We start from the raw sequence: 19671 nt of genomic DNA on the forward strand, positions 1-19671 counted from the left end.
GTCTTAGCCTCTTGGCTCAATACTTTCGGCAAGAATCGCCAGCACCAATTGCTGAAAATCCAGGCCGGCGGCGCGGGCCGCCATGGGGACCAGGCTGTGGTCGGTCATGCCCGGCGCCGTGTTGACTTCCAGGAACCAGAAGTTGCCCTGGTCGTCCTGCATCACGTCTGCCCGCGCCCAACCGGCGATACCCAGCGCCTCACAGGCTTTGGCCGTGAGGTCCATCAATTGCTGTTCTTTGTCTGCGTCAAGGCCGCACGGGACCCGGTACTGGGTATCGGAAGCCACGTACTTGGCGTCGTAGTCGTAAAAGGTGTGGGGCGTGCCCAATGCGATGGGCGGCAATACCTGGCCACGCAGGGTGGCGATGGTGTACTCGGGACCCTGGATCCACTGTTCAACCATCACTTGCGAATCGTAGGTACTGGCCGCTTTCCATGCGTCGATCAATTCGGCGGCCGAGTTCACTTTGGCCATGCCGATACTGGAGCCTTCATGGGCTGGTTTGACGATCAAAGGCAGGCCCAGTTCCTTGGCTGCACAAATACAATCGTCTTCGCTGCGCAGCACACTGTGACGCGGCGTCGGAATGCCCAGACTGTGCCATACCTGCTTGGTGCGCAGCTTGTCCATGGCCAGCGCGGAGGCGAGGATCCCGCTGCCGGTGTATGGGATGCCGGCGCACTCAAGCAGGCCTTGCATACTGCCGTCTTCACCGCCACGGCCGTGCAGGATGATGAAGGCACGGTCGATTTTCTCGGCCTGCAGACGCGCGAGGAAATCATCGCCCACGTCGATACCGAACGCGTTCACACCGGCGCTTTGCAGCGCGTCAAGCACGGCGTTGCCAGACTTGAGCGACACTTCGCGCTCGGCGCTCTTGCCGCCGTACAGCACGGCCACGCGGCCGAAGTCGGCAGGCGCGAGGGTGGAGAACAGAGAGGCGTAGTCGGTGATCATTTCGACTTCCCCTTTGCGGACGCAAACAGCGGGCTTGCCAGCAATTTCGGGGCAAGGCCACCGATGTCACCGGCACCTTGGCACAGCAGAATGTCGCCGGCACGCAGCAGCGGCTTGACGATCGGCGCCAGGTCCACGCCACGCTCGATGTAGATCGGGTCCAACTGCCCACGCTGGCGGATGCTGTTGCACAGTTTGCGGCTGTCGGCACCCGGAATCGGCTCTTCACCGGCCGGGTAGACCTCCATCAACAGCAACACGTTGGCATCGGCCAATACATTGACGAAATCGTCATACAGATCGCGGGTGCGGCTGTAGCGATGCGGCTGGTAGACCATCACCAGGCGGCGCTCCGGCCAGCCACCGCGCACGGCCTTGATCACGGCGGCCACTTCGGTGGGGTGATGACCGTAGTCATCCACCAGCATCACGTCGCCGCCTTCCACCGGCAGTTGGCCGTAGACCTGGAAGCGGCGGCCTACGCCGGCAAAGCGCGACAGGCCTTCGACGATGGCTTCATCACTGACGCCTTCATCGGTGGCGATGCAGATGGTTGCCAGGGAGTTGAGCACGTTGTGGTTGCCGGGCATGTTGACCGACACATCCAGCGGCTCGCGGTCGGGACGCAGCACGGTGAAGTAGGTCTGCATGCCTTCCTGGCGCACGTTGATCGCACGCACGTCGGCATCTTCGCTGAAGCCATAGGTCACGGTCGGACGTTTCACCTGCGGCAGGATTTCACGCACCACCGGATCATCCAGGCACAGCACCGCCAGCCCGTAGAACGGCAGGTTGTGCAGGAACTCGACGAAGGTTTTCTTCAACTTGTTGAAGTCACCGTCGTAGGTGGCCATGTGGTCTTCGTCGATATTGGTGACCACGGCGACCATCGGCTGCAGGTGCAGGAAGCTCGCATCGCTTTCATCGGCTTCGGCGATCAGGTAGCGGCTGGTGCCGAGCTGGGCATTGGTGCCGGCTGCATTCAGGCGGCCACCAATAACGAAGGTCGGGTCCAGGCCACCGGCGGCGAACACCGAGGCGATCAGGCTGGTGGTGGTGGTCTTGCCATGGGTGCCGGCCACGGCGATGCCGTGACGGTAGCGCATCAGCTCGGCGAGCATCTCGGCACGCGGCACCACCGGGATGCGGCGTTCAAGGGCAGTGGCCACTTCCGGGTTGGACGTGTTCACGGCGCTGGACACCACCAACACGTCAGCCTCGGCGGCATTCTCGGCACGGTGGCCGATAAAGATCTGCGCGCCGAAGGTTTTCAGGCGGTCAGTCACCGGCGACTCTTTCAAGTCCGAGCCGGACACCTGATAGCCCAGGTTCAGCAACACTTCGGCAATACCGCACATGCCCACACCGCCGATGCCGACGAAGTGGATGCGCCGGATGCGGCGCATTTCGGGTTGTGGCATGGCTTTCTGATTCTCAACCATGGGCCACCTCCAGGCAGATATCGACCACGGTGCGGGTTGCGTCAGGTTTGGCCAGGCGGCTTGCGGTGCTCGCCATGCGGTTGAGTCGTTCCGGTTGCATCAAAACCTCGGTCAGGCATGCGGCCAAATCGGCGGCGCCAGTCGTTCTTTGCGGCAGCAGGAAGGCAGCGCCCTCCCCGGCCAAATATTCGGCGTTGCGGGTCTGGTGATCGTCGATGGCATGGGGCAAAGGCACCAGCAACGACGGCAGACCGGCGGCGGCCAGTTCACTGACGGTCAGCGCACCAGCGCGGCAGACCACCAGGTCGGCCCAGCCATAGGCATGGGCCATGTCTTTGATGAAGGGCTGCACATCAGCCTCCACACCCGCTTCGCGATAACGCTGGGCGGTGACTTCATCGTGATGTTTGCCGGCCTGATGAAACACCTCGGGACGCAGGTCCACGGGCAGTTTCGCCAGCGCTTCAGGCAGCAATGTGTTCAGCGGTTCGGCACCCAGGCTGCCGCCCAGGATCAACAGGTGCGGCTTGCGCCCTGCGAGTGACTGACGGGCAATGCCCATGAACAGTTCGGTGCGCACCGGGTTGCCGGTGGTGCGTAATTTGTCCGAGGCACCAAAGGTCTTCGGGAAGGCCTCGCACACACGCGCCGCCAGCGGCACCAGCAGGCGGTTGGCGGTGCCGGCGACGGCATTCTGTTCGTGCACGATCACCGGCACGCCGGCGAGTTTTGCCGCCACGCCACCGGGGCCGGTCACATAACCGCCAAAGCCAAGCACACACACCGGCTGCAATTCACGGATAACTCTGCGCGCCTGCCACACCGCCTTGAGCAACACAAACGGCGCCTTGAGCAGGGACAATTTGCCCTTGCCGCGCAGGCCGGTGACGTTGATCAGGTGCAGCGGCAAGCCGGCATTGGGCACCAGTTCGTTTTCGATGCCACGCGGTGTGCCCAGCCAGTGCACGCTGTAGCCACGGTTCTGGAATTCACGCGCACACGCCAGGGCCGGGAACACATGGCCCCCGGTGCCGCCCGCCATGATCAGCACATTAGCGCCCATGGGTCGGCTCCTCGGCGAAGTCGCTTTCGCTGAACTCCATCTCTTCGCTGCCCAGGTGCGTCCGACTCTCCCACTCGATGCGCAGCAACAGGCCCAGGCACGCGCAGCAAATCACCAGCGAACTGCCGCCATAGCTGAGGAACGGCAAGGTCAGGCCCTTGGTCGGCAGCAGGCCGACGTTCACGCCGATGTTGATCAGAAACTGGCCGATCCACAGGAACGACAAGCCGTACGCCACATAAGCGGCGAAATACTGTTTGGCCTTCTCGGCCCACAAGCCGATGTACATGCCGCGTACACACACGAACACGAACAGCGCGACGGTGCACAGCGAGCCAACCACGCCGAGCTCTTCGGCGAGCACCGAGAACACGAAGTCGGTGTGGGCTTCCGGCAGGTAGAATTGTTTCTGCACACTGTTGCCCAGGCCCACGCCCAGCCACTCGCCGCGACCGAAGGCAATCAGCGCCTGGGTCAACTGGTAGCCGGAACCGAACTGATCGGACCAGGGATCGGTGAAGGTAATCAGACGGGCCATCCGGTAAGGTTGCGCCTGCACCAGCACGGTGACCGCAGCCACCGCCAGCACCACCATCAAGGTGAAGCGGAACAGGCCGACGCCGCCAAGGAACAGCATCGCCGCCGCCGCGCCCATCATCACCACGGTGGCGCCGAAGTCGGGTTCCATCAACAACAGGCCGGCCATCGGCAGCAGCACGATGAACGGCTTGAAGAAGCCCATCCAGCTCTCGCGCACTTCTTTCTGGCGACGCACCAGGTAGCCGGCGAGGTAAATCACCACGAACACCTTGGCGATTTCCGACGGCTGCACGTTGAACGCGCCGAAACCGATCCAGCGCATCGAACCGTTCACCTCGCGGCCAATGCCGGGCAGGATCACCATGATCAGCAGGCCAAACGCGCCGATCAGCATCAGCCAGCCCAGGCGTTGCCAGGTGGCGATGGGGATCATCATGGTGACGATGCACGCGCCGAGGCCGATCACCAGGTACACCAGGTGACGGATCATCATGTACAGCGTGTTGCCCGACTGCACGGCGGCCACTTCGGACGACGCCGAGGTGATCATCACCAGGCCCAGGCCCAGCAGCGCGAGGCAGCCGGCGAGCATCGGGAAATCGAGGTCGATGCCGCGCCCGGTGATGATCGGCGACGGATACGGCTTGATGATGTTTCTCAGGTTGAGGCTCATGCCAAAGCCTCCACGGCGCGGGCGAACAACTGGCCGCGCTCTTCATAATTCTTGAACATGTCGAAACTGGCGCACGCCGGCGACAGCAGCACCGCATCGCCCGGCTGGGCCAGCGCCTTGCACCGGGCAATCGCGTCGTCCAGAGAGGCGGCACGTACGTGTGGCACATCGTTGCCGAGGGCGGCGGCGATCAGGCCCGAATCCCGGCCCATCAGCACCACGGCGCGGCAATGGGCGGCGACCGGCGCCTTGAGGTCCCTGAAGTCGGCGCCCTTGCCGTCGCCACCGGCGATCAGCACCAGCTTGCCGTCGATGTCGGCGCCCAGGCCTTCGATGGCCGCCAATGCAGCACCCACGTTGGTGGCCTTGGAATCGTTGTAATAACTGACGCCGTCAAGGTCACGCACCCATTGGCAGCGATGCTCGAGACCGCCGAAGGTGCGCAGGCTCGACAGCATGGCGTCAAACGGCAGGCCCACGGCGTGCCCGAGTGCCAGGGCTGCGAGGGCGTTGGACTGGTTATGGGCGCCACGGATTTTCAGCTCGCGCACCGGCATCAGGTTCTGGAATTCGAAGGCCAGGTATTTCTCGCCGTTCTCTTCACGAATGCCGAAGCCCTTGAAGTCGGGTTTGCCCAGGCCGAAGGTCCAGCACGGCAGGCCCTCGCCCATCAACGGACGGCTCAGGGCATCCTGGCGGTTGACCACCACTTGCCGCGCACCGCGGAAGATCCGGTGCTTGGCCAGGTGATAGGCCGGCAGGCCGCTGTAGCGGTCCATGTGGTCTTCACTCACGTTCAACACGGTGGCGACTTCGGCGCCCAGGTCGTGGGTGGTTTCCAGCTGGAAGCTCGACAGCTCCATCACGTACAGCTCGACATCGTCGCTGAGCAAATCCAGCGCCGGCACGCCAAGGTTGCCGCCCACGGCCACGCGCTTGCCGGCCGCAGCCGCCATTTCGCCCACCAGGGTGGTCACGGTGCTTTTTGCGTTGGAACCGCTGATCGCCACGATTGGCGCTTTGACGTTACGCGCAAACAGGTCGATATCGCCGGACAGCTTCACACCACGCGCCGCTGCCGCTTGCAGGGCGGGGGTCGCCAGGGCCAGGCCGGGGCTCACGTAGAGCTCATCGGCGCGGCACAGAAACTCGACGTCCAGTTCGCCACAACGCACTTCCACATGCGGGTAGTCACGGCGCAGCGTGACCAGCTCCGGTGGATTTTCCCGCGTGTCGGCCACGGCAAACGACGTGCCCCGGTTCGCCAGGAAGCGAACCAGGGACATGCCGCTCTTGCCGAGGCCGACAATGATGCGGAAGTGGTCTGAAGCGATCAGGGACACTCGTTTCTACCTCAGTTTCAGGGTGGCAAGGCCGACCAGGACCAGAATCACGGTGATAATCCAGAAACGGACGATCACGCGCGGCTCAGGCCAGCCCTTGAGTTCAAAGTGGTGGTGAATCGGCGCCATGCGAAACACGCGGCGCCCGGTCAACTTGAAGGACGCCACCTGGATGACCACCGACAGGGTTTCCATCACGAACACACCGCCCATGATGAACAGCACGATTTCCTGGCGCACGATCACGGCGATGGTGCCCAGCGCGGCGCCCAGCGCCAGTGCGCCGACGTCGCCCATGAAGACCTGCGCCGGGTAGGTGTTGAACCAGAGGAACCCCAGGCCCGCGCCGATGAGCGCGCCGCAGAACACGATCAGCTCACCCGCGCCCGGCACGTAGGGAATCAGCAGGTATTCAGCGAATTTCACGTTACCCGACAGGTAGCAGAAGATGCCAAGCGCGCCGCCCACCATCACCGTCGGCATGATCGCCAGGCCATCGAGGCCGTCAGTCAGGTTGACCGCGTTACTGGAGCCGACGATCACGAAGTAGGTCAGCACCACGAAGCCGATGCCCAACGGGATGCTGGCGTCCTTGAACATCGGGATGATCAGGGTGGTTTCCACGGCGCTTGGCGCGGTGGTGTACAGGAAGATCGCCGCGGCCAGGCCGAACACCGACTGCCAGAAGTACTTCCAGCGGCTCGGCAGGCCCTTGGAATTTTTCTCGATCACTTTGCGGTAGTCATCGACCCAGCCGATGGCGCCGAACAACAGGGTCACCAGCAACACCACCCACACGTAGCGGTTGTGCAGGTCAGCCCAGAGCACGGTGCTGATGCCGATGGACGACAGGATCAACGCGCCGCCCATGGTGGGAGTGCCGGATTTGGACAGGTGCGACTGCGGCCCGTCATTGCGCACCGATTGACCAATTTGCAGGTTCTGCAGGGTGCGGATCATCCACGGCCCCAGAAACAGCGACAAGCACAACGCGGTCAGCACACCGAGAATCCCGCGCAGGGTCAGGTACTGAAAGACCGCGAAGCCTTTGTGAAACTGTTGCAGATACTCAGCCAGCAGCAGCAGCATTAATGTTTCTCCGTACTGGAACCGCACAAGGCTGCGACGACGTTTTCCATCACCGCGCTGCGCGATCCCTTGATCAAAAGGGTTGTCTGTGGGTCTTGTTCAGCCGCCTTCAGCGCTTCAATCAGCTCGCCCTGGGTCGCGAAATGCTGCGCGCCGGCGCCAAAGGCCGTGACCGCGTGGGCCATGTTCGGGCCGACGGCGTAGAGCGCGTCGACCTTGCCGGCGGCATACGCGCCGACTTCGCGATGGCCTTGCTCGGCCCAGTCGCCCAGCTCGCCGATATCCCCGAGCACCAGCACCTTGCGCCCGGCAAAGCCGTTGAGCAGGTCGACCGCAGCGTTGATGGAAGACGGGTTGGCGTTGTAGGTGTCATCGATCACGCGCATGCCGTTGCCCGCCAGTTGCGCGACCGTGCGGCCCTTGACCGGCTGCACCGCCCCCAGGCCGCTGGCGATTCCGGCCAGGGGGACGCCCAAGGCATGGGCGGCGGCGGCGGCAGCCAGGGCATTGGCGACGTTATGGTTGCCCAACAGGTTCAGTTGCACATGCGCGCTGCCTTGCGGCGTGTGCAAGGTGAAGGACGGGCACCCACGCGCATCGACGGCGATGCCGGAGGCATGAAAATCCGCTGCGGCATTCAGCACCGCAAACGTCAGCACCTTGCGACCGGCAGCGCGGATACGCCAGGTCTCGAACGCCTTGTCATCGAGGTTCAACACGGCCGTACCCGACGCGTCCAGGCCTTCAAGGATTTCACCCTTGGCCTCGACGATTTTTTCCGGGCCGCCGAATTCGCCCACGTGGGCAGTGCCGGCGTTGTTGATCACGGCAACGTGGGGCTTGGTCAGCGCCACGGTGTAGGCGATTTCGCCGACGCGCGAGGCGCCCAGCTCGATCACGGCGGCGGTGTGTTCCGGGGCCAGTTCGAGCAGGGTCAGCGGTGCGCCAAAATCATTGTTCAGGTTGCCACGGGTGGCGAGCACCGGGCCGCGCGTACGCAGCACGCCGGCGAGCAGTTCCTTGACCGTGGTCTTGCCGCTGGAGCCGGTGATGGCCGCCACGGGTTTATCGAAGGCGGCACGGTTCAGCGCGCCCAACTGGCCAAGGGCCAGGCGGGTGTCGGCGACCAGCAGTTGCGGCAAGGCAGCGTCAGTCACTTCGCGCTCGACCAGAGCGCCAACGGCGCCCTTGGCGGCCACATCGTTCAGATAGTCGTGGCCGTCGAAACGCGGGCCGGTCAGTGCCACAAACACTTGCCCGGGCGTGATGTTGCGGCTGTCGATACTGACCCCGTCGAAACGGCAATCACCGGACAGCACACGGGCCGACAGAGCCTGGGCGAGCTCGTGGAACGTCATGGCTTTAAGCATGGGCGGCCTCCCAGGCAGTCAGGGCACGCTCAGCCTCGACCAGGTCGGAGAAGGCATGGCGTTCGCCGTTGATTTCCTGATAGTCCTCGTGACCTTTGCCCGCCAGTACCACCACGTCGTCCGCGCTGGCGCTGGCGATCAGTTGGGCAATGGCGGCGCCACGACCGGCGACGAACGTCACGTTCGCGGTGTCTTTAAAGCCTTGGCGAATGTCATCGAAAATTCGCGCCGGGTCTTCGCTGCGCGGGTTGTCATCGGTCACCAGCACACCATCGGCCAGGCGTTCGACAATGCCGGCCATCAGCGGGCGCTTGCCGCGATCACGATCACCGCCACAGCCGAACAGGCAAAGCAGCTTGCCCTTGGCGTGCGGACGCAGCGCCAAGAGGACTTTTTCCAGCGCGTCGGGGGTGTGAGCGTAATCAACCACCACCAGCGGCTGCGTGCCGCCGCCCAGGCGCTGCATGCGTCCAGCCGGGCATTCGAGCATTGGCAGCACCTTGAGAATTTCGTCGAGGGCGTAATCCAGGCCGAGCAAGGCGCCGACAGCGGCGAGCACGTTGCTCAGGTTGAAACGGCCGAGCAAGGTGCTGCGCAGGTGGTGCTCGCCTTGTGGCGTCACCAGGGTGGCACGCACACCTTCGTCGTTGAACCGGGCCTGACGGCAATACAGGTACGCGCTGGAATCGTCCAGGCTGTAGGTGATCAGGCGCGCTTCACTGTGCTGTGCAGCCAGTTGCCGGCCGAAGTCATCGTCCAGGTTGATCACCCGGCACTTGAGGTCGTTCCAGGCAAACAGCCTGGCCTTGGCGGCGCCGTACGCTTCCATGGTGCCGTGGTAGTCAAGATGGTCGCGGGACAGGTTGGTCATCACGGCCACATCGAAGGCCAGCGCGGTGACGCGACCCTGATCGAGGCCGTGGGACGACACTTCCATGGCGACGGCCCTGGCCCCGGCCTTTTTCAGGTCGGCCAGGGTCGCCTGCACGGCAATCGGGTTCGGCGTGGTGTGCAGACCGCTTTGCAGCGCGCCATAAAAGCCGGTGCCCAGGGTGCCGACGATGCCGCAATGCTGACCCAGCAGGTCAAGGGCCTGGGCGACCAGTTGGGTCACGCTGGTCTTGCCGTTGGTGCCGGTGACGCCCACCAGATTGAGGTGGCGACTTGGCTCACCGTAAAACCGCCCGGCGATATCCGACAACTGCCGGGCCAGGCCCTTGACCGGAATCAGCGGCACGTCGGTGATCGGCAACACAGTGGCGCCTTCCACTTCATAGGCCACGGCTGCCGCACCGCGCTGCAAGGCATCGGCGATGTGTTCACGGCCGTCGAACTTGCCACCCGGCACGGCCAGAAACAGGTCACCGGCACGTACATTACGGCTGTCCAGGGTCAGCTCGCGAATCAGCAGATCGCGACCGGCGTGGGCAAAAATCTTGTTCAGGCTAAGGGACATCAACCACGCCCTCCGTTGGCTTTTACCACAGCGGCCGGTGGTCCGGCGTTCGCCTGTTGGGTCGGCGGCAGGTTGTCCGGGGTGATATTCATCAGGCGCAGGGTGCCGGACATCACTTTGCTGAACACCGGCGCAGACACCAGACCACCGAAGTAGCCGGCCTTGCTCGGCTCGTCGATCACGACGACGATGGCGTAGCGAGGGTCGCTCATCGGACCGAAGCCGGCGAACAGCGAGCGGTAGGAGTTCTCGGCATAGCCCTTGGTGCCCACCGACGTTTTACGCGCGGTACCGGACTTGCCGGCCACGTGATACGCCGGCACCTGGGCGCGGAATACACCGCGCGGCGCCTCGATCACCTGTTGCAGCATGCCCTGCATGGTCTTGGCCACTTTCTCCGGAATCACCTGAGTGGCTTTCGGCGCCTCATCAACGTGGATCAGGCTCAAGGGAACCATACGGCCATTATTGGCCAATACAGAGAAAGCGTGAGCCAATTGGATCGCGGTCACCGACAGGCCATAGCCGTAGGACAGCGTGGCGGTCTCGGCTTTTTTCCAGTCGCGGTAGTTCGGCAGGTTGCCGACGCGCTCACCGGGGAAATCGAGGCCAGTGGGCTGGCCCAGGCCGATCTTCTGCGCCAGGTGATAGATGGTTTCGCCGCCGATATCGAAGGCGACCTTGCTCATGCCGACGTTACTGGAGTTGATCAGGATACCGGTCAGGTCCAGCACCGGGCCTTCGGTGCGAGATACGTCACGAATGGTGTACTTGCCCAACTGCAAAGTGCCCGGGTACACCTCGACCTTGTCGCTGGGCTTCCAGCGTCCGGTTTCCAGGGCGGCACTCATGGAGATGGCTTTCATGGTCGAACCCGGCTCGAACACGTCGATCATGGCGCGGTTGCGCATCATCGCCGGTTGCAGGTTGCGACGGTTGTTGGGGTTGTAGGTGGGCTGGTTGACCATGGCGAGGATCTCGCCGGTCTTCACGTCCATGATCACCAGGCTGCCGGCCTTGGCGCCGTTCTCGATGATCGCGTTGCGCAGCTCGCGGTTGGCCAGGTATTGCAGGCGCAGATCAATCGACAACGCCAGAGGCTTGCCGGCCTTGGCGTTCTTGGTGACTTGGACGTCCTTGATCAGACGGCCGCGACGGTCCTTGATAACCTGGCGCTTGCCGGGCACGCCCGCCAGCCACTCATCGTAGGCCAGCTCGACGCCTTCGCGGCCGTGGTCGTCGATGTCGGTAAAGCCGACCATGTGCGCGGTGGTTTCACCGGCCGGGTAGAAACGACGAAATTCCTCGATGCCGTAGACACCGGGGACTTTAAGATCGAGTACCTGCTGGCCCTGCTCGGGCGTGAGGCCGCGCACCAGGTAGATGAATTCCTTGTTGGCCTGGGCTTCTAACCGCTCGGCCAACGCTTTCGGGTCCTGGCCCAGGGCGGCGGCCAGTTGCGGCCACTTGTCCTTGGCTACCTGCAATTCCTTGGCATTGGCCCACAGGGTGGTCACCGGCGTACTCACGGCCAGCGGCTCGCCGTTACGGTCGGTGATCAGGCCGCGGTGCGCCGGAATCGGAATATGTCGCAGGCTGCGCGCATCACCCTGGCCGATCAGGAAGTCACGGTCGACCACCTGCAGGTCGATGATTCGCCAGGCGATAGCGCCCACCATCAAAGCCAGCAGGCCGAGCATCAGGCGGAAACGCCATGGGTAGAGGGCGCCCTCAAGCTTCATCATGGCGCCACCATGCGAACGTCAGCCGCGCCAGGGATGTGCATTTTCAGTTGTTCGGTGGCCAGCACTTCGATACGGCTGTGGGCCGTCCAGGTGCTTTGCTCCAGGATCAAACGGCCCCATTCGGCTTGCGCCTTGTCACGCACGCTCAGCTCCCCGTACAGGGTATTGAGCAATTGGCGGTTGTAGTGAGCGCTGTAGGACACCGCAATCGCGGACACCAGCACGCCGACAAACAGCAGCAACATAAAGAAGCTGCCGCCCGGCAGGGGTTTGGCGAAAAGCTTGCTCACCGCAACTTCTCCGCGACGCGCATGACGGCGCTACGGGAACGTGGGTTGGCCTTGAGTTCAGCTTCGGAGGCGAACTGCGCTTTGCCATGGACTTTGATTTTCGGCACAAAGGCTTCGAAACGTACCGGCAGGTTGCGCGGCAGGTTGTCGGACTCGCCCTTGACCAGGCGACGCATGAACAGCTTGACGATGCGGTCTTCCAGCGAGTGGAAGCTGATCACCACCAGGCGACCGCCCACTTCCAGCGCTTCCAGAGCAGCTTCGAGGCCGGCTTCCAGATCGCCCAGTTCGTTGTTGACGTGAATACGCAGGCCCTGGAACGCACGGGTCGCCGGGTTCTTGCCCTTTTCCCAGGCGGGATTGGCCACTTTCAGCACTTCGGCGAGGTCTGCGGTGCGCTCGAACGGCTGGACCTCCCGGCGCTCGACCACGGCACGCGCCATGCGGCCGGCGAAGCGCTCTTCACCGTATTCCTTGAATACGCGGGCGATTTCTTCCACCGGGGCAGTGGCGATGAACTGCGCAGCGCTGACGCCACGGGTAGGGTCCATGCGCATGTCGAGCGGACCGTCGTTCATGAAGCTGAAGCCGCGCTCCGGGTCGTCAAGCTGCGGCGAGGACACGCCCAGATCGAGTAGAACCCCGGCCACCTTGCCCGCCATGCCGCGCTCGGCCACTTCGGCACCCAGCTCGGCAAAGCTGCGCTGCACAACGACAAAGCGGCCGTCTTCGGCCGCTAGCGCTTGCCCGGTGGCAATCGCTTGAGGGTCTTTGTCGAACCCGAGGAGTTTGCCGTCGGGCCCGAGCTGACTGAGTATCAGGCGGCTATGCCCGCCCCTGCCGAACGTGCCGTCCAGATAGCAGCCATCGGCGCGTACGGCGAGAGCCTCAACGGCTTCGTCGAGCAGTACGGTGATGTGGTTAAAGCCGCTATCGATAGTCACAGGATCAGATCACGCAGTTCGTCGGGCATGGCACCCGGTTGTTGAATAGCCGCCAGGTCAGCTGCGGAAACAGCATCCCAGGCATCTTCGTCCCACAATTGGAACTTGTTCAGTTGGCCAACCAGCATTGCGCGCTTGTCGAGCCTGGCGTATTCGCGCAAACGCGGGGGCACCAGGAAACGACCACTGCCATCGAGCTCGAGGTCGACGGCATTACCAATCAGCAAACGTTGCAGACGGCGGTTTTCTTCACGCAATGAAGGCAGGGCACGCAGCTTGGTTTCGATCAACTCCCACTCATCGAGCGGGTAAACACATAAACAAGGGTCAACAGCGTCAATCGTGATGATTAATTGCCCGGAACTTCGCGAAATCAGCTCGTCACGATACCGGCTCGGCATAGCGAGACGGCCTTTTGCATCGAGACTGATTGCGTTAGCTCCGCGAAACACAGATGCGTTTCTCCAAATTTTAGCGTTTTACGTTCAAAAAACCCACTTTGTGCCACTTTCCGCCACTTGCGCACACTATAGGAATGCGCCCACCACACCGTCAAGGCGCGAATACACGGAAAAGCCTTACAGAACGGAGATTTACGAGCGTTAAAGGAGGAGAAATCAGACTTCGACGGTGTTTTGGGCTGATCAAGCGCAACTGGCTCAAAGAGCTACAGGGAAAAGTTAAAGTGATTTATCAAGAGTAAGATTTTTTTGGTATTACGAAGACGCATCTGCCAATGATTTGGCAGGGGAGGGATTCTTGCGTTACTACCGGTTTTCTGTCCGTGAAGCGAACAGAAGAAAAGAAAAGGTGGAGAGTCGATCTGTAAGCCGGGTTCTGTCTTGAACAGTCATTCGTCTACGATGGCCATCACTGGACATCTTTAGCAACCTACCCGGTCCCAGCGCGGGCCACGCCTTGGGACCCTATTTGGTCTTGCTCCAAGTGGGGTTTACCTAGCCACGAACTGTTGCCAGACGTGCGGTGCGCTCTTACCGCACCTTTTCACCCTTACCGGCACCGAAGTGCTTAGGCGGTTATTTTCTGTGGCACTTTCCGTAGGCTCACGCCTCCCAGGCATTACCTGGCACTTCGCCCTATGGAGCCCGGACTTTCCTCCCCCCCCTAATTTTCATAGAGGGCAGCGACTGTCCAATCGACTCTCCGCCGAGAAGGTTAACGGCCCGGCGGCCTCAGGACAAGTATTAAAAGTGCAGCAATGCCATCACGTTCAGACGAAATGCCGGCTACCCCCCGGAACTATTCGGCTTTCTGTTTATCGAGCGCTACCTGATACAGCACGTTCTTGCGCAGCCCGGTAATGTCCGCTGCCAGGGCCGCCGCCCGCTTGAGCGGCATCTCCTTGAGCAGCAGATCAAGGATGCGCATGGCCTCGCTGCCAACGGCGTCTTCACTTTCCGGCGCGGTCCATCCCGCAACCAGCACCACACATTCACCGCGCTGCTGATTGCTGTCGCCCTCAACGAATGCGCGCAGTTCCTGGAGCGGCAAGCCCTTGAGGGTTTCGAACGTCTTGGTCAGCTCCCGGGCCAGCAGCGCCGGGCGATCACCGCCGAATACCAGCTCCATGTCCTGCAGGCATTCAAGGATGCGATGCGGCGCCTCATAGAAGATGAGGGTGCGCGGCTCTTCCTTTACCGCCTGAAGACGCGCGTGACGCCCCACCGTCTTGGCCGGCAGGAAGCCCTCGAAGATAAAACGGTCCGATGGCAGGCCCGCTGCAGATAATGCAGCAATCAACGCGCACGCTCCGGGAACAGGCACTACAGTGATACCCGCGGCACGCGCCTGACGAACAAGGTGATAACCCGGATCGGAAATCAGCGGCGTGCCCGCGTCGGAGATCAGCGCGACATCATCACCCGCCAACAGTCGGGTGATAAAACGACTGCCCTCTTCCCGTTCGTTATGCTCGTGGCATGCGGCTAACGGCGTGCTGATACCAAAGTGCTGCATCAACCGCTGCGAGTGCCGCGTGTCTTCGGCGGCGATCAATTTGACCTCACGCAGGATTTTCAGCGCCCGGGAACTGATGTCGTCCAGGTTGCCAATAGGCGTCGCCACGACAAAAAGCGAGCCTGCAGTGGAATTCAAAGGGCCTGGAGCAGTCAAAACGCACACCTCGATGATTGGCAAATTCGCATTGTAGCGCGTAGATGCCTTGAGAATGTGCCATCACCCCCTGCGCCTGCCTGGTCGCCGGAGGTCATGGAAAGTGCTTGCACGGTCTTATTCAACGCTTTAACGCCACTAACATCGCGCCTGAGCCAGTGCTTGGGTACACTTCCACGCTAATTTGATCGGTATCAGGAACACTTACATGATCGCTTGCCTGCGGCTGCTCTCCGCCCTCTGCCTCGCCGCCTTATTGGCCGCGTGCGCCAGCTCGCCCTCGTCCAGCCTTGGCGACCTTCCACGGACCCCGGACGCCAGTATCGAGCAATTGCTCGAACAGGCTACCACCGCCAAAACGCCCGAACAGGCTGCGCTGCTGCGTTTAAGCGCGGCCGACCTGGCCTACAGACAGAACAACCCGGGCCGCTCGGCGCAGATCCTTGCGCAGGTTCCCCTGGATGCTCTCAAGCCGGCCCCGCAAGTCTTCGCCAGCACCCTGGCGGCCGAACTGGCGATGGCGCGCAACCAGCCCAAAGCTGCGTTGGCCGCCCTGAACCATCCAAGCCTGCAAAATCTGAAGCAACTGCCTGCGGAGCAACAGGTGCGAACCGGCACCGTGCATGCACGCGCCTATGAAGCCGACGGGCAGATCCTGGCTGCTGCGCGCGAGCGTGTGGCAATGGCCCCCTTGCTCACAGGCGATGCCGCCAGCAGCAACCACGACGCGATCTGGGCGCTGATTGCCGCGCTGCCGGCCGAGCAACTGCAAGCCAGCGGCAACCCGACGCTGGACGGCTGGATCAGCCTGGCCAAGGCGGTCAAGGGCGCCGGCACCCTGGAGCAACAACAGGCGGCAATCGACACCTGGCGCGCGCAGAACCCGGGGCACCCCGCGGCCGTGCAGCTGCCGACGCCACTGACCAAACTCAAGGAACTGGCCAGCCAACCGCTGAACAAAATCGCCGTGCTGCTGCCCCAGGATGGCCCACTGGCCGCTGTTGGCAAAGCGCTGCGTGAAGGCTTCATGGCTGCGCACTATCAGGCTGAACAGGCCGGACAAAAAGCGCCGGTGATCGAGTTCTACGACAGCTCGCGCCTGACTTCCCTGGATGACTTCTATGCCAAGGCTCAGGCCGCCGGCGTGCAACTGGTGGTCGGTCCGCTGGAGAAGCCGCTGGTCAAACAGCTCAGCGCGCGCCCTCAATTGCCAATCACCACCCTGGCGCTGAACTACAGCGAGGCCGAGCAAAACCCGGCGCAGCTGTTCCAGTTTGGTCTCGCTGCTGAAGATGAAGCCCGCGAAGTGTCGCGCCGCGCCCGTGCCGACGGCCTGCACCGCGCCGCTGCAATGGTGCCCCGTGGTGAATGGGGCGAGCGTGTCTACAAGGCCTTCCGTCAGGATTGGGAAGCCAATGGCGGCACCGTGCTCGGCGTCGAGTACGTTGATCAGCCGGTCGCCCTCGCCCAGCAGATCGCCGACCTGTTCCAGTTGCGTAAAAGCGAAGGCCGCGCCAAGAGCCTGCAGAACACCGTAGGCACTGACGTCGCAGCCCAGCCTTCGCGCCGCCAGGACATCGAGTTCATTTTCCTGGCCGTGCCACCGCAACTGGCCCAACAGATCAAGCCGACCCTGAACTTCCAGTACGCTGGCGACGTGCCGGTGTATGCCACGTCCCACGTGTTCAGCGCCAGCGGTGACAAAAACCAGTACCTGGACATGACCAACGTGATGTTCTGCGAAACGCCATGGCTGTTGAACACCACTGACCCGCTGCGCAATCAGGTGGCTTCACAATGGCCGCAAGCCAATGGCAGCCTCGGCCGTCTATATGCGATGGGCGTCGATGCCTACCGCCTGGCACCGCGCCTGGGCCAGCTCAAGGCACTGCCGGACAGCCGCATTGACGGCCTGTCAGGCAGCCTGGGCATCAGCACCAACCAACGCGTTGACCGCCAGTTGCCATGGGCGAAGTTCGTCGGTGGCGAGGTCCAGCGCCTGCCCGATACCCCACGCTGATGCCCGAGCGGTCCAGCGCACAAAGCGGCAAGGATGCCGAACTGCACGCGCTGAAATACCTGCAGCAACAGGGTCTGCGCCTGCTGGCGCAGAACTGGTTGTGCAAACGCGGCGAGCTTGATCTGGTCATGCTTGACGGCGATACAGTAGTATTCGTCGAAGTCCGCTACAGAAAACACGCACAATGGGGCGGCGCGCTCGCCAGTATTGACGGGCGCAAACGTCAAAAGCTGATACTCGCCGCGCAGTTTTTCCTGCTCAAGGAGCATCGCTGGTCCGACGCCCCCTGCCGTTTCGACGTGGTTGCCATAGAAAGCACACCGTCTGGCAAGGCTGATCTGAACTGGATCAAAAGTGCCTTCGACAGCTGATTCGCCGGGCATTTTCACCCCACACTTTTGCTCTTTGCTTTGCGGGCTGCACATTTCTGTGCCAAACAGCCGCGCTACTTAAGGTCACACAGATGGACATGCAATCCCGAATTCGCCAGCTTTTCCAGGCCAGCATCGACACCAAGCAACAGGCGATGGACGTACTTGCACCGCACATCGAGCAAGCCAGTCAGGTCATGGTCAACGCCTTGCTCAACGAGGGCAAAATGCTTTCGTGTGGCAACGGCGGTTCGGCCGGCGATGCCCAGCACTTCTCGTCCGAACTGCTCAACCGCTTCGAACGCGAGCGCCCGAGCCTGCCGGCCATTGCCTTGACCACCGATTCGTCGACGATCACCTCGATCGCCAACGACTACAGCTACAACGAAATCTTCTCCAAGCAGATCCGCGCCCTGGGCCAACCGGGTGATGTGCTGCTGGCGATTTCCACCAGCGGCAACTCGGCGAACATTATCCAGGCGATCCAGGCCGCACATGATCGCGAAATGATTGTCGTAGCATTGACCGGACGCGACGGCGGCGGCATGGCCTCGCTATTGCTGCCCGAAGACGTGGAAATTCGCGTCCCGGCCAATGTCACCGCACGTATTCAAGAAGTCCACCTGTTGGCGATCCACTGCCTGTGCGATCTGATCGACAGTCAACTGTTCGGGAGTGAAGAATGACCGTTAAACGACTCAGCCTGGTGACCATTGCGCTGTGCCTCGGCATCAGCGGTTGCAGCACGGCCATCACCGCGACAAGGGATACCCCCATCCAGGACGACAGGGGCACGCGTACCTTCGGCAGCACCATTGATGATTCGCTGATAGAAACCAAGGTCAAAGTCAACGTGGCGAAGGCCGCGACCGACCTGGGCAATGGCGCCTCGCGTATTGTGGTGACCAGCTTCAACGGCGTCGTGCTGCTGGCAGGGCAAACACCGCGCGCCGACCTCAAGGCCCAGGCCGAACAGGCCGCCTCGGCGGTGCAGCGGGTCAAAAAAGTGCACAATGAGCTGCAGGTCATGGACCCGATCACGCTGCTGGCCATCAGCAACGACGCCCTGCTGACCACCAAGATCAAGGCGCAGATGCTCACCGACAATGCGGTGCCAGGCTCGCGGATCAAAGTGGTCACCGACAATGGCATCGTTTACCTGATGGGCCTGTTGACCCAGGCGGAAGCGACCCGCGCGTCCAACCTGGTACAGGGCGTGTCCGGCGTGCAGAAGATCGTGAAGGTGTTCGAATACATCGACTGATGTAAACCCGCCGCGATAAAAAAGGGCGCCGTGCATTGATTGCACGGCGCCCTTTTTAGTGGCCAGGGTTTATTGGTACTGCTGGTACGGGTTGCCCTGGAACTGGTTGTTTTGTTGTGGCGCCTGCTGCTGACCCGCCGGCTGGCCGTATTGCTGACCCGGGATCGGGCCGAGGTTGACCTCAACACGACGGTTTTGCGCACGGCCATTCACGTCGGCGTTGCTGGCAATCGGGTTATCCGGGCCGGCACCGCGTGCGCTCAGGTTGGTCGGGCTGACGCCCTGGGAGGTCAGGTAGTTGGCCACGCTCTGGGCACGGCGCTGGGACAGGTCCATGTTCAACTGGCGGCTGCCAGTGCTGTCGGTGTAGCCGACGATCTGAATGGTGTTCTGGCTGAACTGCTTGAGCGAGTTGGCCAGGTTGTTCAGCGGCTGATAGAAGCTGCTGGCGATCGCGTCCGAGTTGGTGGCAAAGGTGATATTGCCCGGCATGATCAGCTTGATCTGATCGCCCTGACGCTGCACTTCAACCCCGGTGTTGGCCATGCTTTCACGCAGTTTCTTTTCCTGCTGGTCGGCGTAGTAGCCATAGCCGGCAGCGCCGGCGCCGGCAACCGCCGCACCAATCAGCGCGCCTTTTCCACGATGGTTATGGTCGATGGCAGCGCCAGCCAGGGCACCGGCCAGGGCGCCAAGGCCGCCGTATTTGGCGGTCTTGCTCATGCCGCCCTCGGAACCATTGCTGGCCTGCCCCTGATTGCCGCTGTAGGGATTGGGAGAAGCGCAGCCAGACAAAAGGGCTACGGCGGTGGCGACAACAAGCAGACGACGCGGAGTGAACATGAAGAGAGCTCCTACTTTTGCATTCTGTGATGCAGAGGACATTGGCAACTGGCCTGTGCCGAGTTTGGAACGCGACAAAGGGTAAAGATTCCGTGGCGGCTCACCGAGGTGCATCGAGGGCAACC

18 protein-coding genes and 1 other RNA gene are annotated in these 19671 nt (G+C 62.3%); 4 read left to right on the forward strand and 15 right to left on the reverse strand.

Annotated features, from left to right (window positions below; genetic code table 11):
* Positions 1–3: 3 nt before the first annotated feature.
* From TU79_RS04015 to rsmI, 14 genes are all read right to left on the reverse strand, one after another.
* On the reverse strand, positions 4–960 hold the full coding sequence (locus TU79_RS04015; protein ID WP_057006832.1) for a D-alanine--D-alanine ligase: 957 nt from the start codon (positions 958–960) through the stop codon (positions 4–6).
* Positions 957–2402, reverse strand: coding sequence for a UDP-N-acetylmuramate--L-alanine ligase (murC, locus tag TU79_RS04020; protein WP_057006833.1), 1446 nt, complete (start codon positions 2400–2402; stop codon positions 957–959). The genes TU79_RS04015 and murC overlap by 4 nt, the downstream gene beginning before the upstream one ends.
* Positions 2395–3465 carry an undecaprenyldiphospho-muramoylpentapeptide beta-N-acetylglucosaminyltransferase gene (murG, locus tag TU79_RS04025; RefSeq protein ID WP_057006834.1) on the reverse strand — a complete coding sequence of 357 codons (1071 nt, stop codon included), beginning with the start codon at positions 3463–3465 and terminating at the stop codon, positions 2395–2397. The genes murC and murG overlap by 8 nt, the downstream gene beginning before the upstream one ends.
* A complete protein-coding gene (gene ftsW / locus TU79_RS04030) occupies positions 3455–4678 on the reverse strand; it encodes a putative lipid II flippase FtsW (RefSeq protein WP_004371985.1) in 1224 nt (407 codons plus the stop codon). The genes murG and ftsW overlap by 11 nt, the downstream gene beginning before the upstream one ends.
* Positions 4675–6021, reverse strand: coding sequence for a UDP-N-acetylmuramoyl-L-alanine--D-glutamate ligase (murD, locus tag TU79_RS04035; RefSeq protein WP_057006835.1), 1347 nt, complete (start codon positions 6019–6021; stop codon positions 4675–4677). Before murD ends, ftsW begins: the two co-directional genes overlap by 4 nt.
* A gap of 6 nt (positions 6022–6027) precedes the next feature.
* On the reverse strand, positions 6028–7110 hold the full coding sequence (gene mraY, locus TU79_RS04040) for a phospho-N-acetylmuramoyl-pentapeptide-transferase (RefSeq protein WP_057006836.1): 1083 nt from the start codon (positions 7108–7110) through the stop codon (positions 6028–6030).
* The gene (locus tag TU79_RS04045; RefSeq protein ID WP_057006837.1) at positions 7110–8480 is read right to left on the reverse strand and encodes a UDP-N-acetylmuramoyl-tripeptide--D-alanyl-D-alanine ligase; all 1371 of its coding nucleotides are present in this window, start codon (positions 8478–8480) and stop codon (positions 7110–7112) included. The genes mraY and TU79_RS04045 overlap by 1 nt, the downstream gene beginning before the upstream one ends.
* On the reverse strand, positions 8473–9936 hold the full coding sequence (locus TU79_RS04050) for a UDP-N-acetylmuramoyl-L-alanyl-D-glutamate--2,6-diaminopimelate ligase (RefSeq protein WP_057006838.1): 1464 nt from the start codon (positions 9934–9936) through the stop codon (positions 8473–8475). The genes TU79_RS04045 and TU79_RS04050 overlap by 8 nt, the downstream gene beginning before the upstream one ends.
* A complete protein-coding gene (locus tag TU79_RS04055; RefSeq protein ID WP_169793782.1) occupies positions 9936–11678 on the reverse strand; it encodes a peptidoglycan D,D-transpeptidase FtsI family protein in 1743 nt (580 codons plus the stop codon). Before TU79_RS04055 ends, TU79_RS04050 begins: the two co-directional genes overlap by 1 nt.
* A complete protein-coding gene (ftsL, locus tag TU79_RS04060) occupies positions 11678–11971 on the reverse strand; it encodes a cell division protein FtsL (RefSeq protein ID WP_004371991.1) in 294 nt (97 codons plus the stop codon). Before ftsL ends, TU79_RS04055 begins: the two co-directional genes overlap by 1 nt.
* Entirely contained in the window at positions 11968–12915 is a 948-nt protein-coding gene (gene rsmH / locus TU79_RS04065) for a 16S rRNA (cytosine(1402)-N(4))-methyltransferase RsmH (RefSeq protein ID WP_057006840.1), read from the reverse strand. The genes ftsL and rsmH overlap by 4 nt, the downstream gene beginning before the upstream one ends.
* Complete coding sequence (mraZ, locus tag TU79_RS04070) at positions 12912–13367, reverse strand: division/cell wall cluster transcriptional repressor MraZ (RefSeq protein ID WP_004371993.1); 456 nt, start codon at positions 13365–13367, stop codon at positions 12912–12914. Before mraZ ends, rsmH begins: the two co-directional genes overlap by 4 nt.
* Before the next feature lie 358 nt (positions 13368–13725).
* Positions 13726–14079, reverse strand: an RNA gene (gene rnpB / locus TU79_RS05455) — RNase P RNA component class A.
* 96 nt (positions 14080–14175) lie between these two features.
* Positions 14176–15048: a 16S rRNA (cytidine(1402)-2'-O)-methyltransferase gene (rsmI, locus tag TU79_RS04075; RefSeq protein ID WP_057007059.1), complete on the reverse strand. Its 873-nt coding sequence runs from the start codon at positions 15046–15048 to the stop codon at positions 14176–14178.
* Positions 15049–15256: 208 nt separating this feature from the next.
* Between rsmI and TU79_RS04080 the strand changes: the two genes are divergently transcribed.
* The 4 genes from TU79_RS04080 to TU79_RS04095 all read left to right on the forward strand — a co-directional run bounded on the left by TU79_RS04080 (position 15257) and on the right by TU79_RS04095 (position 18703).
* Positions 15257–17068, forward strand: coding sequence for a penicillin-binding protein activator (locus tag TU79_RS04080; protein ID WP_057006841.1), 1812 nt, complete (start codon positions 15257–15259; stop codon positions 17066–17068).
* The gene (locus tag TU79_RS04085; RefSeq protein WP_057006842.1) at positions 17068–17439 is read left to right on the forward strand and encodes a YraN family protein; all 372 of its coding nucleotides are present in this window, start codon (positions 17068–17070) and stop codon (positions 17437–17439) included. The genes TU79_RS04080 and TU79_RS04085 overlap by 1 nt, the downstream gene beginning before the upstream one ends.
* Before the next feature lie 92 nt (positions 17440–17531).
* Positions 17532–18125 carry a phosphoheptose isomerase gene (locus tag TU79_RS04090; RefSeq protein ID WP_007904374.1) on the forward strand — a complete coding sequence of 198 codons (594 nt, stop codon included), beginning with the start codon at positions 17532–17534 and terminating at the stop codon, positions 18123–18125.
* Positions 18122–18703 carry a BON domain-containing protein gene (locus TU79_RS04095; protein WP_004371998.1) on the forward strand — a complete coding sequence of 194 codons (582 nt, stop codon included), beginning with the start codon at positions 18122–18124 and terminating at the stop codon, positions 18701–18703. Before TU79_RS04090 ends, TU79_RS04095 begins: the two co-directional genes overlap by 4 nt.
* A gap of 69 nt (positions 18704–18772) precedes the next feature.
* Here TU79_RS04095 and TU79_RS04100 read toward each other — a convergent pair whose 3' ends face one another.
* Positions 18773–19546, reverse strand: a complete 774-nt coding sequence (locus TU79_RS04100; RefSeq protein ID WP_057006843.1) for a YiaD family glycine zipper/OmpA-like lipoprotein — start codon at positions 19544–19546, stop codon at positions 18773–18775.
* Positions 19547–19671: the final 125 nt, after the last annotated feature.

The sequence above is a fragment of the Pseudomonas trivialis genome (genome assembly GCF_001439805.1).
Classification (GTDB): Bacteria; Pseudomonadota; Gammaproteobacteria; order Pseudomonadales; family Pseudomonadaceae; genus Aquipseudomonas; species Aquipseudomonas trivialis.

Coding starts and splice junctions, on each gene's coding strand:
- TU79_RS04015 (WP_057006832.1), bottom strand. CDS start 960: ATGATCACCGACTACGCCTCTCTGTTCTCCACCCTCGCGCCTGCCGAC.
- murC (WP_057006833.1), bottom strand. CDS start 2,402: ATGGTTGAGAATCAGAAAGCCATGCCACAACCCGAAATGCGCCGCATC.
- murG (WP_057006834.1), bottom strand. CDS start 3,465: ATGGGCGCTAATGTGCTGATCATGGCGGGCGGCACCGGGGGCCATGTG.
- ftsW (WP_004371985.1), bottom strand. CDS start 4,678: ATGAGCCTCAACCTGAGAAACATCATCAAGCCGTATCCGTCGCCGATC.
- mraY (WP_057006836.1), bottom strand. CDS start 7,110: ATGCTGCTGCTGCTGGCTGAGTATCTGCAACAGTTTCACAAAGGCTTC.
- TU79_RS04045 (WP_057006837.1), bottom strand. CDS start 8,480: ATGCTTAAAGCCATGACGTTCCACGAGCTCGCCCAGGCTCTGTCGGCC.
- TU79_RS04050 (WP_057006838.1), bottom strand. CDS start 9,936: ATGTCCCTTAGCCTGAACAAGATTTTTGCCCACGCCGGTCGCGATCTG.
- TU79_RS04055 (WP_169793782.1), bottom strand. CDS start 11,678: ATGAAGCTTGAGGGCGCCCTCTACCCATGGCGTTTCCGCCTGATGCTC.
- TU79_RS04080 (WP_057006841.1), top strand. CDS start 15,257: ATGATCGCTTGCCTGCGGCTGCTCTCCGCCCTCTGCCTCGCCGCCTTA.
- TU79_RS04085 (WP_057006842.1), top strand. CDS start 17,068: ATGCCCGAGCGGTCCAGCGCACAAAGCGGCAAGGATGCCGAACTGCAC.
- TU79_RS04090 (WP_007904374.1), top strand. CDS start 17,532: ATGGACATGCAATCCCGAATTCGCCAGCTTTTCCAGGCCAGCATCGAC.
- TU79_RS04095 (WP_004371998.1), top strand. CDS start 18,122: ATGACCGTTAAACGACTCAGCCTGGTGACCATTGCGCTGTGCCTCGGC.
- TU79_RS04100 (WP_057006843.1), bottom strand. CDS start 19,546: ATGTTCACTCCGCGTCGTCTGCTTGTTGTCGCCACCGCCGTAGCCCTT.